At 45.8% G+C, this 16,115-nt stretch carries 17 protein-coding genes; 15 read left to right on the forward strand and 2 right to left on the reverse strand.

Features of this window, described 5'->3' with window-relative positions:
* A partial coding sequence (locus FTV08_RS02225) for a transposase (RefSeq protein WP_141697862.1) occupies positions 1-115 on the forward strand: 115 nt, incomplete at its 5' end.
* 28 nt (positions 116-143) lie between these two features.
* On the opposite strand, the gene FTV08_RS02230 is transcribed toward FTV08_RS02225, so the two are convergent.
* Positions 144-1,043, reverse strand: a complete 900-nt coding sequence (locus FTV08_RS02230; protein WP_228740344.1) for a LysR family transcriptional regulator — start codon at positions 1,041-1,043, stop codon at positions 144-146.
* A gap of 118 nt (positions 1,044-1,161) precedes the next feature.
* Here FTV08_RS02230 and FTV08_RS16165 point away from each other — a divergent pair, with 118 nt between their 5' ends.
* From FTV08_RS16165 to FTV08_RS02255, 7 genes are all read left to right on the forward strand, one after another.
* Positions 1,162-1,959: an MFS transporter gene (locus tag FTV08_RS16165; RefSeq protein ID WP_249449774.1), complete on the forward strand. Its 798-nt coding sequence runs from the start codon at positions 1,162-1,164 to the stop codon at positions 1,957-1,959.
* 42 nt (positions 1,960-2,001) lie between these two features.
* Positions 2,002-2,127 (forward strand): hypothetical protein, encoded by a 126-nt coding sequence (locus tag FTV08_RS16170; protein WP_257221145.1) that lies wholly within the window; start codon positions 2,002-2,004, stop codon positions 2,125-2,127.
* A gap of 21 nt (positions 2,128-2,148) precedes the next feature.
* Positions 2,149-2,490 (forward strand): hypothetical protein, encoded by a 342-nt coding sequence (locus FTV08_RS16175; protein WP_228740346.1) that lies wholly within the window; start codon positions 2,149-2,151, stop codon positions 2,488-2,490.
* 30 nt (positions 2,491-2,520) lie between these two features.
* On the forward strand, positions 2,521-4,044 hold the full coding sequence (locus tag FTV08_RS02240; RefSeq protein WP_180086504.1) for a M81 family metallopeptidase: 1,524 nt from the start codon (positions 2,521-2,523) through the stop codon (positions 4,042-4,044).
* Between the two features lie 340 nt (positions 4,045-4,384).
* Entirely contained in the window at positions 4,385-5,608 is a 1,224-nt protein-coding gene (locus FTV08_RS02245) for an efflux RND transporter periplasmic adaptor subunit (RefSeq protein ID WP_180086506.1), read from the forward strand.
* Positions 5,605-6,828, forward strand: coding sequence for an ABC transporter permease (locus FTV08_RS02250; RefSeq protein ID WP_180037588.1), 1,224 nt, complete (start codon positions 5,605-5,607; stop codon positions 6,826-6,828). Before FTV08_RS02245 ends, FTV08_RS02250 begins: the two co-directional genes overlap by 4 nt.
* Positions 6,821-7,537 (forward strand): ABC transporter ATP-binding protein, encoded by a 717-nt coding sequence (locus tag FTV08_RS02255; protein WP_086044054.1) that lies wholly within the window; start codon positions 6,821-6,823, stop codon positions 7,535-7,537. The genes FTV08_RS02250 and FTV08_RS02255 overlap by 8 nt, the downstream gene beginning before the upstream one ends.
* Before the next feature lie 328 nt (positions 7,538-7,865).
* On the opposite strand, the gene FTV08_RS02260 is transcribed toward FTV08_RS02255, so the two are convergent.
* Positions 7,866-8,366, reverse strand: a complete 501-nt coding sequence (locus FTV08_RS02260) for a Dps family protein (RefSeq protein WP_044111260.1) — start codon at positions 8,364-8,366, stop codon at positions 7,866-7,868.
* A 759-nt stretch (positions 8,367-9,125) separates the two neighbouring features.
* On the opposite strand from FTV08_RS02260, the gene katE reads away from it, so the two are divergent.
* The 7 genes from katE (at position 9,126) to FTV08_RS02295 (ending at position 16,101) form a co-directional block, all read left to right on the forward strand.
* On the forward strand, positions 9,126-11,249 hold the full coding sequence (gene katE / locus FTV08_RS02265; protein WP_180086508.1) for a catalase HPII: 2,124 nt from the start codon (positions 9,126-9,128) through the stop codon (positions 11,247-11,249).
* A 69-nt stretch (positions 11,250-11,318) separates the two neighbouring features.
* A complete protein-coding gene (locus FTV08_RS02270; RefSeq protein WP_005247038.1) occupies positions 11,319-11,528 on the forward strand; it encodes a hypothetical protein in 210 nt (69 codons plus the stop codon).
* Positions 11,529-11,580: 52 nt separating this feature from the next.
* Entirely contained in the window at positions 11,581-12,564 is a 984-nt protein-coding gene (locus tag FTV08_RS02275; RefSeq protein ID WP_180086511.1) for an acyl-CoA dehydrogenase, read from the forward strand.
* A complete protein-coding gene (locus tag FTV08_RS02280) occupies positions 12,552-13,337 on the forward strand; it encodes a PIG-L deacetylase family protein (RefSeq protein WP_180086513.1) in 786 nt (261 codons plus the stop codon). Before FTV08_RS02275 ends, FTV08_RS02280 begins: the two co-directional genes overlap by 13 nt.
* Entirely contained in the window at positions 13,327-13,941 is a 615-nt protein-coding gene (locus FTV08_RS02285) for a class I SAM-dependent methyltransferase (RefSeq protein WP_004730404.1), read from the forward strand. The genes FTV08_RS02280 and FTV08_RS02285 overlap by 11 nt, the downstream gene beginning before the upstream one ends.
* On the forward strand, positions 13,938-14,651 hold the full coding sequence (locus FTV08_RS02290; RefSeq protein WP_180086514.1) for a glycosyltransferase family 2 protein: 714 nt from the start codon (positions 13,938-13,940) through the stop codon (positions 14,649-14,651). The genes FTV08_RS02285 and FTV08_RS02290 overlap by 4 nt, the downstream gene beginning before the upstream one ends.
* A gap of 205 nt (positions 14,652-14,856) precedes the next feature.
* On the forward strand, positions 14,857-16,101 hold the full coding sequence (locus tag FTV08_RS02295; RefSeq protein WP_180086516.1) for an MFS transporter: 1,245 nt from the start codon (positions 14,857-14,859) through the stop codon (positions 16,099-16,101).
* Positions 16,102-16,115 lie beyond the last annotated feature (14 nt).

Below are 16,115 nucleotides of genomic sequence, written 5' to 3' on the forward strand. Positions count from 1 at the left end.
GAACTTCTTCGCCAAGCTCAAGCAGTATCGAGGTATTGCTACGCGCTATGATAAATTGGCTCAAAACTTCCTGTCAGCAATCTACCTTGCTTCAATCATGATATGGCTTAATTGATGACACGCCCTAGAACGAATACGCTCAATCAATAAATGTTTCGACTCTGACAAATGGGTATTTTGCGGACCATCAATTGGGTCTGAGCCGTGTTGCACAGCTCGGAATCAATAGTTAAGGCAACGGCCTGACCTTCTTTAACCGCATCTGCGATATCTGCATAGCGCATGGCGGAAATCCCATGTCCAGCCACCACATAATTTTTTAAGGCATAAATAGAATTGGTGGTCAGACCAATATTCAGGTTCACTTGTAAGTGCACCATTTCACTGTCGAGTAGCTGACGGAAACCATGCCCTACGGGCATTAAGGCAAATTTATAGTCTGAAATTTCGGAAAGACAAATGCGATGCTTGAGCTTGGCAAGAGGATGACCGGCAGGAACAGCCAGAATAAAAGGTTCTGTTTTATGGGCAATGGTGCTGATGTCTGTATGAAATGGAGGATTATACGCCAGTCCAATATGCGCCAGGCTGTCCACAATATGTCGTACCACATGCTGGGCACTCATTAATTCTAACTGGATTTCAAGATTTGGATATTTATGATGCACATGTCGAAGTACATCATAAATCATGTGTTGCATATAACTTTCACTAGAAACAATGTTCACTTTGCCGAGTTGAGAAGATTGCAGCTGAAATAAACTGTCAAATAATTCATTTTCACGATTTTTATTTTCCTTGAAATACTCAAGTACCAGATAGGCAGCTTCAGTCGGAATAATATGCCGTCCCTTACGTTTAAATAAGTTTATTTTTATTTCAGATTCAAAGAGTTGAATCTGTCGGCTCATGGCAGACTGTTCGATATTCAGGATGTCTGCTGCTTTACGCATCGAGCCAAACATCATCACCGTATAGAAATAGCGTAAACGCTTTTCATTGATTCCGTTCAGTGGCGCAAGGAATTGCAAGTTTCTGTCCATAAAAACTCTGATGCTTTTAAAGCATCAGTATGCCTAAAAAATTACATTGTTATCAAGTCAGGAGCATGCTTACATGGGTTTTGAACAATAAGAAGATCTAGATAAAAAGGAGTTTTAGATGGATTTAATCACCTCCCGTCAACAACGGTTAGACCAGATTTACAAGAAAGTAAGCTGGCGCCTGCTGCCATTTTTATTGCTGTGTTATTTCTTTGCTTATCTGGACCGGATCAATATCGGATTTGCCAAGTTGCAAATGCAGCAGGAGCTGGGCTTTAACGATGCAATTTATGGCATGGCAGCCGGCATATTCTTTTTAGGTTATGTCCTGTTTGAAGTGCCAACCAACCTGTATTTTGAAAAAGTCGGCGCCAGAAAAACCATTACCCGCATCATGATTTTGTGGGGCCTGACCTCCATGTCGATGCTATTTGTCACCACCCCGCAGATGTTCTATGTCTTGCGCTTTTTACTAGGCGTATTCGAAGCCGGTTTTGCCCCGGGCATGATTTTCTATCTGACCTATTGGTATTCCGGTGCACGCATGGCACGTGTCATGGCGATTGTCATGCTGGCCGGGCCGCTTGCTGGCATGTTAGGCGCACCGTTATCGACACAAATTATGAGTACTTTCCATCAGATTTATAATCTTTCTGGCTGGCAATGGTTATTTTTATTAGAAGCTGTGCCGACCGTGCTGTTGGGCTGCGTAGCGTACTTTTATTTAACTGATCATCCCTCACAAGCAAAATGGCTGTCCCAAGAGGACAAAGCCTTATTGGTGAAAGAAATTTCCCAACATCAGTCTGCCACTGGTCATAGTAATTTTAAAGCGGTATTAAAGGATCCTTGGATTTATTTCATGGCCTTGGCCTACTTCACCATTATCTGTGGGATCTATGCGATTGGCTTCTGACTACCATCTTTACTGAAGTCGGGCGGTATCCAAAATTTGCAGATGATTGGTTGGCTGGTGGCGATTCCATATTTATGCGGTGCAATTTTCATGATCATTTTTGCCCGCAGCTCGGACAAATGGCAGGAACGGAAATGGCATTGTGTAGTGCCGACGGTATTGGCCTGAGTCAGCTTGATGTTGTCGGTGATGAGTGCGAATTTCCTGCTGTCCTTTATTGCGATCTGTACCGCAACGGGCTTTATGTTTAGTGCCTATACCATTTTCTGGTCAATTCCATCGAAATACTTAAGCGGTAGTGCGGCAGCAGGCGGAATTGCCCTGATTAACAGTATTGGATTACTCGGTGGTTTTGTCAGTCCAAATATTATGGGCATAGCGCAATCAATGACCGGTTCCATGCTGGCAGGCTGGTTCACGATTGCTGTGATCATGATGCTCGGTGGCGCTTTCCTAATTTATGCCTTCAGACTGAAAAAGCAAGCTGCACCTCAGCAAACAACACGCGCCGCCTTAATCGTCGATAAATAATCAATACGTAGCATAGGAAGGATTCAGGATATGAAGAAAATCATCATTGCGGGCTTTCAACATGAAACCAATACCTTTGCCCCGACCAAAGCAAGCTACGCGGATTTTGTCCAGGGTGGGGGATTTCCGCCGCTTAGCCGCGGCGCAGATATCCTGAAATTTCGGGAACAGAACATTCCGATTGGCGGTTTTATTCAACAAGCGGAACAATTCGGGTATCAACTTTTACCGGTGATCTGGGCGGGCACTTCACCTTCAGCGCATGTAGAGCAGGACACTTACCAGCGGATCTGTGATGAAATTATTGCAAGCATCCAGCAGCATCCGGCAGATGCGGTGTATCTGGATCTGCATGGTGCTATGGTCAGTGAACAGGTGGATGATGGTGAAGGCGAATTGTTAAGACGGGTTCGTGAAGCAGTTGGGCCGGATATTCCGGTAATTGCCAGTCTGGATTTCCATGCCAATGTCACGCAAGCGATGTTTGCCCATAGTGATGTGCTGATTTGCTATCGGACCTATCCGCATGTAGATATGGCCCAAACCGGACAACGTTGCGCTCAAGTGTTGGATCAAATATTCCGAGGTAAAAAGCTGCATAAGCAAATGTATAAGCTGCCGTTTTTAATTGCGCTGAATGCACAATGTACCGAGCTGGAACCTACCCAGTCTTGTATGAATTTACTCGAACAGCTAGAACAAAATAATCTTGTCCAGATGAATTTCACGCCGGGTTTTCCGGCGGCAGATTTTGCCGAATGTGGTGGTTGTATCTGGGGCTATAGTGAAAATGCTGTGCAGTTAGATCAGGCCATGCAACGCTATATCGCCCATGTGCTGCAACAAGAAACGCATTGGAATATGGGTTTTTTATCACCCGATCATGCCGTGCAGCAGGCGCTGCAATTATACCAACAGCATCATTCGACCAAACCTGTGGTAATTGCAGATACTCAGGATAATCCGGGAGCTGATGGCGATTCGAATACAACCGGGATGTTATCGGCGCTACATCGACATCAAGTTAAAAATGGATTGATTGGCCTCATCGTAGATCCTGCGGTGGTGCAACAAGCATATCAGCTTGGGCTTGGTCAGCATTTTTATGCGCAACTGGGCGGAACATCGGGTATTGCGGGGGATGCTCCATTTAGCGCTAAATTTAAAATCAAAGCCTATAGCGATGGAAAATTCAGCTATGGCGGACCCATGATGCATGGCGTCGAGGCGGATATCGGCCCGAGTGTATTACTGGAAATAGACGGTATTGAAATTGCAGTCAGTTCCTATAAAGCTCAGTTGCTCGATCGTAATATGTTTAGAATTTTTGGTATTGTGCCTGAAGATAAAACGATTGTCGTAGTGAAAAGCTCGGTACATTTTCGTGTAGATTTTCAGGACATGGCTGCTGCCATTTTGGTCGCGAAAGCGCCTGGTGCCATGAAAGCAGACCCGAATGATCTGCCTTGGCAAAAGATTGATCCTGATAGACGACTCGTGCCGATGGGCAAAAGTCTGGCGCAACGTGATCAGCCATTGCGTCGTACGGTCTAACATTTAACTAATATCCAATTAACACCCAAGCGATTGAACAGGCGAGCTCTATCATGATCTAGCCTGTTTTTTGATGAAAGCTCCCATTCCTTGAACTCAAGAGAAATTTAATACAATTTTCTGTTACCTGATCCTGTGTCTGGATCTGTTATTGATTAAATTCACTGACACCGACTTAAGCTAGCTCATAAAAGTGGACAGGAACTCAACATTCTTTTCAAACTCAACAAAATACCTATAATTCCAATTAGAAACTTGTTGTAAATTAAACCTTAGGAGAAAAACAAATACAGTTTTGACTTTCTTATTTTAAATTAGAAGAATCAACCGGAGATTCTCATTGCGCGCTGCCCGCTATAAAATTTTGCTCATTATCGTATTGCTACTGGCAGTAGGGTTTGCCCTATTTCGTTGGTGGCAGGGGCCAGTGGTGCCTAGTTATACGCTGAGTGCCATGCCGCTGGTACAAAATGTTGTTGCGACCGGACGTGTTGCGACAGTTTCACGTGCCCAGGTAGGCAGTGAAATTAGTGCTGTGGTTCTGCAACGTCTGGTGCAGGAAGGCGATCAGGTTAAACCGGGTGATCTGCTGGTGGTATTGAAATCGGATGAATTGCTGGCCCAAGTCAGACAGGCCGAGCTGGCATTGACCGAATTGGCAAGCAGCCGACGGCCACAGGCTGCAGCAGAACTGGCCAGTGCCAAAGCCCAGCTGGAGCAAGCCAGCCGAGAAGCTACACGTCGACGTAATGCAGAAGCCGGTATCCTGTCGAGGGAAGAAGTCGAACAGGCTGTGGAAGCAGAAAGAGTCGCGCGCAATAATTATGAGACAGCTCGGGTAAAAGCAGCCGCATTGGCTGCGGGTCAAGTCGAAGAAGCGTCGCTTCGGGAGCAGCTTGCAGTGGCACAGGCTCAACTGGCCAAAACCAAGATTCGGGCTGCGGTCGCCGGCACAGTACTGACACGCGATGTCGAGCCGGGTGATCTGGTTCAGCCGGGACAAACTTTATTTACCATTGCGTTAACAGGGAATACAGAAATCCGGGTACCGCTAGATGAGCGGAATTTACCGCAACTCGCCTTGCAGCAAAATGCGACCGTCATTAGCGATGCCTATCCGGATCAGTCTTTCCCAGCTCGGATCAATTTTATTGCGCCAAGTATTGACCCACAGCGCGGTACAGTAGAGGTCAGGTTAACTGTCAACCCCGTACCTGATTTTCTGCGTCAGGACATGACGGTATCGGTGAATGTCGAGACGGCCAAACGAACACGGGCACTGGCTATTCCGAATGATGCTTTAAGCAGTATCAAAGGAGATAAAGCTGTGGTCTTAATAGTACGTGCTGGAAAAGTACAGCGTCAGCAGATTACTTTGGGCTTGCGTGGCCTGGCCATGTCAGAAGTGAAAACCGGGCTGAGCGAGGGTGATCAGGTGCTGGCAGATGCCGAATCTTCATTGGAGGATGGCACCAGAGTTCGCTTAAAACCACAACAGAGTTCATTGCAGAATTCTGCTGATATGGCCAATAGCAAAAATGAATTACCGGTGAACTTCGATTGAAAAACTTATTCGGGCGGCTCTGGATCGAATGGAAAATCGCGGTCAGTTTTTTGCGCGAGGGTCGCGCGCAGTCCATCATGATTACCATCGGGGTTGCCGTGGGCGTAGCGGTGATCGTCTTTATCACCGCTTTGATTCAGGGGCTGCAAGCCAATATTGTCGAACGAACCTTAGGTACACAGGCACATATTCGTCTGTTGTCACCGGATGAAGTCAACCGGATTGTGTCACCTCCCGCCGGAACCGTGCAATTATTGCAGGAAGACAAACGAGCACAGCGCCTGCGTTCGATCAACAATTGGCAACAGATTACTGAAACATTAGACCAATTACCTGTACTGACCGCTGTCTCGCCGGTGGTGTCTGGTCCTGCCTTTGTACAACGCGGTGATGCGATTGAATCCGTGGCCTTGGTCGGGATGAATCTGGAGCGTTATCAGCAGATCATTCCATTAAAAGAATATTTAATCAGTGGTCAGTTGCGGGTCGGCGCGGATGATGTGCTGATTGGCAGTCAACTGGCCAAAGACCTCGGTGTTCAGGTCGGCAGCAAGTTGCGACTGGATACTGGTCAACAAAATAGTGCTTTGGTGAATATTGCCGGTATTTTTGAACTGGGTGTGCGCGAACTGGATGCGCGTTATGTCTATCTGGATCTCAAGCAGGCACAGTCCTTACTCGGCCTGCCAGGCGGGGTAACGGTGATTGACCTAACCATTGCCAATATTTTTGAAGCAGACCAGGTTGCCGCACAAGTCGGACGCCTGACCTCATTAAAAGCCGAAAGCTGGATTGAAACCAATGCACAACTGATGAATGCCATTACTGCACAAAGCCTGTCGACTAATATGATTATTGTCTTTGTCGCAATTTCGGTGGCTTTCGGGATTGCCAGCGTCATGTCCGTCAGTGTGGTGCAGCGCACCCGAGAAATTGGTATTCTGCGGGCGACAGGTGCAACCCAATCGCAAATCCTGAGGGTTTTTCTGTTTCAGGGCGCAATCTTCGGCTTGCTCGGTTCAGTGCTGGGCAGCATAGTCAGTTATGGCCTGGTGTGGGTATTTAATAATTTTGGTCCGGGATTATTCTATATTCCGATATCGATTGAACTGGTGATTTTGGCATTATTGTTGGCGACATTAACAGGCGTACTGGCTGCAGCGGTGCCATCACGCCGGGCCGCGGCACTCGACCCGGTGGAGGCGATTCGTCATGTCTGAGCAATCTCAGGAAGTTCTGCGTCTGGAAGCGCTGCGAAAATCTTATAATATTGGACAGCCCAATGAGGTTGAGGTCTTGCATGGCATTGACCTGCGCATTGATCGCAACGACTTTGCCGCACTCATTGGCCCTTCCGGTTCTGGCAAAAGTACCTTATTAAATATTCTGGGACTGCTGGATAAACCAACGAGCGGCGAGCTGTACTTGTTGGGACAACCTACCAGTGCGATGGATGATACCGGCCGTACGGCGCTGCGCGGCAACAGCATCGGGTTTGTATTTCAGTTTCACCATCTGATTCAGGCATTTAGTGCACTGGATAATATTCTCATGCCTTTAATGATGGCGCATGGCAAACCGGATCAGCAGGCAATGCAACGCGCACGTGATTTACTAGCGGCAGTGGGGCTGGAAAAATTTGCTGAACGTAAACCGAATGAACTTTCCGGAGGACAGCAGCAGCGGGTGGCCATTGCTCGGGCCTTGATTACTGAGCCGGCATTATTATTGGCCGATGAACCGACAGGTAATCTGGATACCCAGACCGCGGCTGATATGTTTGAACTGTTTCGTAAAGTGCATCGTGAACGCGACTGCGCCGTACTTTTAGTCACGCATGATCCGCGCCTGTCTGCCACTTGTGATCGTACCATCAATCTGGTCGATGGCCGGATTGAAAGTGATTCGAGCAATCCGCATCAAGATTAATCCAAACTGCAAGGAACCAGGAGGGCTAATTTTTTGAAGTGATAGAAAAGATATTTCAGATTTATAGCTTTCAAAAAATGATAGCCATATCTGAGATTGAAATAATCTGTAAACAACCTGTTTGTTAAAAAAAGGATGTACGCGATTGCCTACATCCTTAAATTTTGACGGTTTAATTTTAATGATCCTGACTTTTAGCTTGATCTAATCATTGAGTGCCGATAAATCCCTCTAATATAAACGTCAGGATGAAACCGAACTTAGTGGAACTACCACAAGTTTGCGCTTCATCCTTGCATAAGCCCCATCTCAAAGATTCAATCCGACTTTATTGTTCCAGATTACTTCTCAGCATCCAGGCAGTTTTTTCGTGTACTTCCAGTCTTTGCGTGAGAATGTCAGCAGTCGGCTGATCATTGGCTTCTTCAATGATCGAGAAAATACTTCTGGCAGTACGTGCCACAGTTTCATGCGCATCTACCAGTAAACGTATCATTTCTTCGGCTTTAGGCACACCTTCGACTTCTTTAATGGAGGTAAGTTTCACAAACTGTTTATAAGTACCGGGTGCTGCAAAACCCAAAGCCCGAATACGTTCAGCAATGACGTCCAACGCATTCCACTGCTCGGTGTATTGAGTCATAAACATGTTGTGCAGGCTGTTGAACTGGGGGCCGGTGACATTCCAGTGGAAATTATGAGTCATCAAATACAGGGTATAGCTGTCTGCTAAAAGTCTGGATAAACCATCGACAATTTTGGCGCGATCATCATGCGAAATCCCGATATCAATTTTCATTGCTTTAGATTCTTTTTTAGAAGAGGCCATGCTCTTACTCCTTCAAACTTAACGCGATACGGTGTATTAAAATAAAGTCGGATGTATCTGAAGCCCGAGCCAAGAGATGAAATGATCTCTATGACTTTGTATTTGATCTAACAGGCTAAGAGATTTAAGTGGTTATAAGTTATAGATATTAGATCAATATAAAGGCAGGAAGTTTAGTCATTATGTATAAGCAGGGCGCGGGATTGTAACTATTTAAATCTGTCAAGTTCTGACCATCTTCAGCGGTAGCACGTTAATTTTTCATAGCAAATTGAACTTCTAAAAAAGTCCTAATCATTTCAGGACTGAAACATCGTGTTAGGTTATGACGCTTATTTATGAGCAAGATCACATATCACTCCACTGAGTCTTTATTTCAAAATATCTCTGTAATATTTCAAAATTTTATTTTAAATAAATAACTTAGATTAAAATCTTAATCATTAATAAACCCGAAATTTATAAAAAATAACACAATGCTGCTTTAATTAAACAAGGCACTACAAACAATAATAAATCTCTTTCTCAAATGCAGTTATGTTAGGACACAGGCGAAACCAATAACAATATTCCCAGAAAAGCAAAAATGCTTCGAGTCAGCATATTCAGAAGAAATGTGAGGCTGATACAGGATCGGCTGTAGCAGATTGACTTGCGGGATGATTTTGATTCGGTAAGCCATGCAATATATAAGCTCAAGCGACTTTGAGATAGACCAAAAATATCTGAACTAAACTCAAGCTCAGCAAGGAATACATCATGAAAATTAAGGCCAATAGCCCCGCGACTGGTAAAGACGGTTTAGACAAACAAAATACCAATAAAAAAAGTGAACAGCTCGACGCATATCGCAGTGATGCGACCGAACAGGCACTCACTACCAATCAAGGGGTTAAAATTTCCGATAACCAGAACAGTCTCAAGGCAGGCGTTCGCGGTGCGACCTTGATCGAAGATTTTATTCTCCGGGAAAAAATTACCCATTTTGACCATGAGCGAATTCCAGAACGTATTGTGCATGCCCGCGGTGTCGGCGCACATGGCTATTTTGAGGCTTATCCGGGGAATGAAAAACTGACCAAGGCAGGCTTCCTGACCAATACCAGTGTGCAAACGCCAGTATTTGTGCGTTTTTCTACCGTACAGGGACCACGTGGTTCAGCAGATACGGTACGTGATATCCGTGGTTTTGCCACCAAGTTTTATACGGATGAAGGTAACTTCGATCTGGTAGCGAATGATGCGCCGGTATTCTTTATCCAGGATGGGATCAAGTTCCCGGATTTTGTACATGCAGTCAAACCTGAACCTCAGACCGAGATTCCTACCGGTGCATCTGCACATGATACTTTCTGGGATTTTGTTTCTTTAGTGCCTGAATCTGCACATGCGGTGATGTGGGCCATGTCGGATCGGGGTATTCCGCGTAATTTAAGAGCCATTCAAGGCTTTGGTGTACATACTTTCCGTTTTATCAATGCCGAGAATAAAGCGGTTTTTGTTAAATTCCACTGGACGCCAAAACAGGGTCTAGCCCAACTGGTCTGGGATGAAGCACAAAAACTGGCGGGTAAAGATCCGGATTTCCATCGTCGTGACTTATATGAAGCGATTGCCTCCGGTAACTATCCGGAATGGGAGTTGGGTGTACAGGTCGTCCCAGAAGAAGATGAGATGAAGTACGACTTCGACTTGCTGGACCCAACCAAAATTATTCCGGAAGAACTGGTGCCGGTGACGCCGATTGGCAGAATGGTGCTGAACCGTAATGTCGATTATTTCTTCGGTGAAACCGAGCAGGTGGCATTCTGTCCGGGACATATTGTGCCAGGACTGGATTTTACCAATGATCCATTATTGCAGGCCCGTCTGTTCTCTTATACCGATACTCAGCTCAGCCGTTTAGGTGGTCCAAACTTCCACCAGATCCCAATTAACAAGCCGGTTTGTCCATTCCACAATAACCAGCGTGATGGTTTACACCAGCGTATTGTACATACCGGTCAAGCCAGTTATGAGCCGAATTCGATTGACAATAACTGGCCGACTGAGACTCCGCCAGCTGAACAAGGCGGTGGTTTTGAAAGCTATCAGGAGCGTATTGATGGACACAAGATCCGTCAGCGTAGCGAATCATTCAGTGATCACTTTAGTCAGGCCCGTCTTTTCTACCGCAGCCAGGCACCACATGAGCAAAAGCACATTGTCGATGCCTATGTCTTCGAGCTGAGCAAGGTGGAGCGCAAATATATTCGTGAACGTGAAGTACTTGAAGTGCTCTGCAATATCGATTTGGACTTGGCACAGCAGGTTGCTGACCAATTGGGTATTGAAATTCCGGCAGAGAAAAAGGCGGCAAAATTGCCAGAGGTGCAGGTTTCACCACGTTTATCTTTTGAGGCATTTAAACCTGAAGATATTAAGGCACGCAAAATTGCGCTATTGGTGCACGACAAGGCCAATGAGGTCAGTATCAAAGCTGTTCAAGCTTGGGCAGAATCAGAAGGGGCTGTGGTCGATGTACTGACCCCAAAACCGGGCCCGGTACTGGGTCAGCAAGGCGAGGTGATTCCTTCCGATGGTATGCAAAAAGCAGAACCATCCATTGCCTATGATGCCGTGGTGATTACTGACGGTGATAATTACGATGTGGTAATGAAAGACGGTGTGGCGACTCATTATCTGCTGGAAGCCTACAAGCATTTAAAACCAATCGTGTTCCTGGGTGATAAAGGCAAGCTGATTGAAGATCTGCGTTTGGTTAGCGATGAAGGAACTCTGGCAAACGGACAGTTTGAAGCAGTACAAGATAGCTTCAAGACTTTAATCCTAAACCATCGTGTCTGGACGCGTGAAGCGATTGCGGAAGCGATTCCTGCCTAAACGATTCAATTTATGTTAGAGGATAGAGGCTAAGGCTTCTATCCTCATGGTTTTAAAATGGATGAAGAGATGGTGAGACTGGATGTCAAAAAGTTGTTGGCTCAAGCACAACAAGCCAAATGGAGCAGAGAACAGGACATTTATCTCATTGAACATAATCATTTGCCTTTAGCTGAACTAATGCAGCAACTCTGTTTCAATGAAGAAGAGATTAATGCACGGCGTAAGGTACTAGGGCTGACCACACGTTTAAAACAAATGCGCAAGCTTTCTCATTAACTGACTTTACAAACAAAACAACATTATCTGTATTTTATGAGGGACCGCATGCATGAACCTCGGTTCAATATTACAAAGATTTGAAAATTCTCCTCTGGAGCTACAGGAAAAAATTCAGCACACTTTAATGGAGTTGGTAGCGATTTCCGACCAGGTGCCTTATCCCGCTTCCGGAGCCACCTTAAAACGCTGGCAGATACTCAGCCAGGTCTCAGCCAGTAATCTGAGCTTGGGAAAACTGTATGAATCGCATTTAGATGCATTGGCTATTCTGCATGAACTGAATATTCCGGTAGAACAAAAAGGCTTATGGGCAGTATGGGCGGCAGAAGGTGGACCCAAACCTTTAATATTGCAAGCAGGAAAGTTAAGTGGGATTAAGCCCTGGTGTTCTGCTGCAGGTTGGGTGCAACACGGCCTGCTGACTTACCGTGATGAGCAGCAACAATCCCAGTTACTGATTCTAGATTTGTCGCAAGAAGGCATTCAGCATCATCAGGATGCCTGGCAGGCAGTGGGCATGCATCATACTTTAACTGCCAGACTAGAACTGGATCGGGTCGAGGTAGAAAAAGTCGCAGCTCCGGATGCCTATCTGGATCGGCCCGGATTCTGGCACGGTGCCGCAGGTGTGGCTGCGTGCTGGTATGGCGCAACCGTGCGTTTGGCTGAATATTTAAGGCAGACGTTCTTGCTCAAACCGCATGCCTATAAAGCCATGTATCTTGGTGAAGTTAGTCGGGAGCTTTTAGCGACACAGTCCTTATTTCATCAAGTCGCTACATTGATTGATCAGCAACCGCAACATTCACATGAATTAAAGATTCGTAGCTTGCGTGCTCAGGTTGAAGCGACGGCTTTAAATGTACTGACTCATGTAGGTAAGGCCCTAGGTGCTGCGCCGTATTGTGAGCATCCGCATTTCGCCCGGCTTGCAGCAGATCTTCCAGTATTTATTCGTCAAAGTCATGCTGCATTTGACTTGGAGCGGATTGGCGAGCTGACTGCACAGGAGGAACAATTATGGACGTTATAAGACATGAGATTGTAGGGGATCGTGTCATCCACGGCGAAGGCACACGGCTCGAAGAATGGCGTTCCTGTCAGACTCTGCAACAGATGCCGGAATTCGATATTCCTAAGGTTATTCCACCGGATGCCAGAGTCTGCATCATTGCCCCTCATCCTGATGATGAAATTTTGGGCTGTGGAGGCCTGATTCAACGGCTAGACAAATTGGGATATCAGATCGTACTTTTTGCCGTTACCAATGGGACAGCCAGTCATCCCGGCTCTAGCCTGTATAGTCCAGAAGAATTGAACCAGATTCGTCCTGCTGAAACGCGAGCAGCTTTAGAAGCGTTACCTTTAAAACAGAATATTCTGCGGATCGCTTTAGACATTCAGGATGGCAAGGTGGCCGAACAGCGAGATGTGTTGCAACAGCATCTGCAATCCTATCTGCAGCCGAATGATGTGTTAATTAGCACATTTGTTCATGATGGACATCCAGATCATGAAATTACGGGGCAGGTCACACAGCAGCTGGCCACTGAACTTCATTTGCCCTGTATTCAGGTCTTGATTTGGGCATGGCATTGGGCAACACCTGGAGATACCAGAATTCCCTGGACCGTCGCTCATCAACTCAAATTAACTGAGGAAGAATTACAATATAAGTCTCGAGCTGCGCGGTGTTTTAAGAGCCAGATCGAGCTTGATCCGACGATAGATCAATCACCGATTCTGTCAGAGCAGGCATTACAACGTATTTTACAGCCCTGGGAGGTGTATCTGTATGAACAGTAAAGCAGCCTATGATCAGGAATATTTCGATGCCTTATATGCACTGAATCAGGGAGATCCCTGGCAATATGAACAGCGTTGGTATGAACAGCGCAAACGGCAGATTTGTCTGGCGATCTTGCCGCACTTGCAGTTTGACTCCGCGATTGAGATTGGTTGCAGTAATGGCATCTTTAGTCAGGAACTGGCGCGGCGGACAAATAGCTTAATGTGTCTGGATGCCAATAATACTGCGATCCATTTGGCGCAGCAGCGTTTACAAGCTTATCCGCATGTACAGGTGTTACAGCGGATCGTGCCAGATGATTTGCCCGAACAGAAATTTCAGCTCATTGTCGTCAGTGAGATTTTATATTATTTGAACCCGATTGCTCTGCAACAGGTGCTGACATGGCTGCATACTGCACTGGAACCGGGCGGATGTATCTTGAGTTGTCATTGGCGCGCGCCAATCTCGGGATTTAGCCTAAATGGTGAAGATGTCCATCAGTATCTCAAAGCGCATTTAAACTATGAACATTGTTTAAGCTTGCAGGACTCCGATTTTTTGGTAGATCTCTGGCTGAATTCAGCGCAATCTGTGGCAGAGCAGGAGGGTTTGAGATGAAGAAAATCGGTGTGGTGATTCCGGCCTGTAATGAAGAAGCCTATATTGAACGCTGCCTGTTAGCCTTAAAATCAGCACAAACTTATTTTTTTCAATACTTTAAAACAATAAAAAATCTTCCTGAAATCCAGATTCTCGTGGTCTTGGACCATTGTACTGATAGTACCGCTGCTAAAGTTCAGCAAATGAACATTCCAGCTATCAGTTGCAACTTCCGAAATGTCGGTAAGGCACGCCATTTGGGGATTCAGCAGATGATCGAGCAAGGTTGTGATTGGATTTGCTGTACCGATGCCGATTCATTCGTACAGTATGACTGGTTTCAGATGATGTTACAGCATCAACCCACCGATGCGATTTGTGGTGTAGTCGAGCTGGATCAATGGGATCATTTAAGCCGGAAAACCCGTCAGGCTTATCTCCGACATTATCAGGACAGCATGGGACATCGGCATGTTCATGGCGCAAACCTGTGTTTTAAAGCTTCGGCTTATATACAGGTCAATGGGTTTCAGCAACTGGACTGTCATGAAGATGTCGATTTCATCCGTCGTTTAGAAAAAGCTGACGCGCAGATTGTCTGGTCGAATCAGCTGAGAGTCACTACCAGCAGTCGTCTTAGCTCAAAAATTGCTGCAGGTTTTGCCCATTTTCTGCAAAAACTTGAGCTTAAGCAGGCCGCGAAAAAACCGATCAGCCTGTGCAAATAAAAGCATAAAACTATAAATTTTATACAATCAGACACTTGTAAAAAATCTTAAAATTCGTGTCTAAAAACTATTCCATTTAAATTTATTCTGTTTATAATTCACGCAAATTCAGCCCCGCAAACTTATACATTCTAGCTATAAGTCTGTGGGGTTTTTCTATGGATCAACGGTAATGGATGCCTGAGCCTTCTTTTTTGGTAATACAATGTTCAATCAAACACTGCTTTCTCGAATTCAGTCTCCATCACCATATCTATGGCAGAAAATAGCGACTGCGTTATGCTTCTTTAGCTTGGGCTTTAGTACTGCGGCTTGGGCACCCTTAATTCCATATGCACAGCAGCGCCTGTTATTAAATCATGCTGATTTTGGCCTGTTATTGCTGTGTGCCGGAATCGGTTCAATGCTGGCGATGCCGCTGGCCGGTCGACTGGCCAATGCCTTGGGTTGCCGTGCTGTTTTGGCCGTAATTCTCAGTGCATTTTTATTTATTTTGCCTGCTCTGGCTTATAGTCCGAATCATTTAATGATGGCCATCAGCCTGTTTTTCTTTGGTGCCAGTGCCGGGGCTTTGGGCGTGACTGTCAATATTCAGGCTGCACAGATTGAGAAAAAACTCGGTAAAAGTTTAATGTCGGGTTTTCATGGGGTGTGTAGTTTAGGTGGTCTGGCAGGCGTACTGGGCATGACCATGTTAATGGGTTTTGGCTTGGCGCCTTTAACTGGTGCGGTGATTGTCAGTGTGATTTTGCTGCTTATTGCCTTATTTGCTGTTCCTTTGAGCTTGGGCGCTGAGCCAAAAACGGCGGTAGAAGAAACATCATCAGAACAACCTGCGAAAAAAGCAGCACCGACCTGGGCAATTTTAGGCATTGGTCTGATCTGTTTTGTGGCTTTCCTTTCGGAAGGTGCAGCTATGGACTGGAGTGGTATTTATCTTGCTACTGAGTTCAGCCTGCCTGCGGCGCAAACCGGTCTGGCTTATAGTTTCTTTGCTGGTTTGATGGTACTGGGGCGTTTTAGTGGACACCTGATTATTCAGCAGTTTGGTGAAAAAAATACGATTCTGTTAAGCGCACTCTTGGCTGCAACCGGTTTATTAACCGTAGTCTTTGCGCCAGTCTGGCAAGTGGTGTTGGTCGGCTATGCGATTTTAGGTTTAGGTAGTGCCAACATTGTACCGCTGATGTTTTCCCGTGCAGGACGTCAGAAAACTTTGGCTTCACATGTGGCATTGTCTTATGTATCGGTATTTGCTTATACAGGTTCGTTGATTGGGCCAGCATTGGTCGGCTTTGGTAGTGAAATCATCGGATTGAGCTTAGTATTTAGCGTCATTGCGATTGGTCTATTGAGTATTGTGATTTTGAATCATCTCACTGCAGACCCAAGCGAAGTACAACAAAGCGAAGAGATTGTGGCTCCTCTTCAAAACGAAACACCAGCTTAATGCTGGTGTTTGTT

It is taken from the genome of Acinetobacter sp. YH12226 (assembly GCF_013417805.1).
Taxonomy (GTDB): Bacteria; Pseudomonadota; Gammaproteobacteria; order Pseudomonadales; family Moraxellaceae; genus Acinetobacter.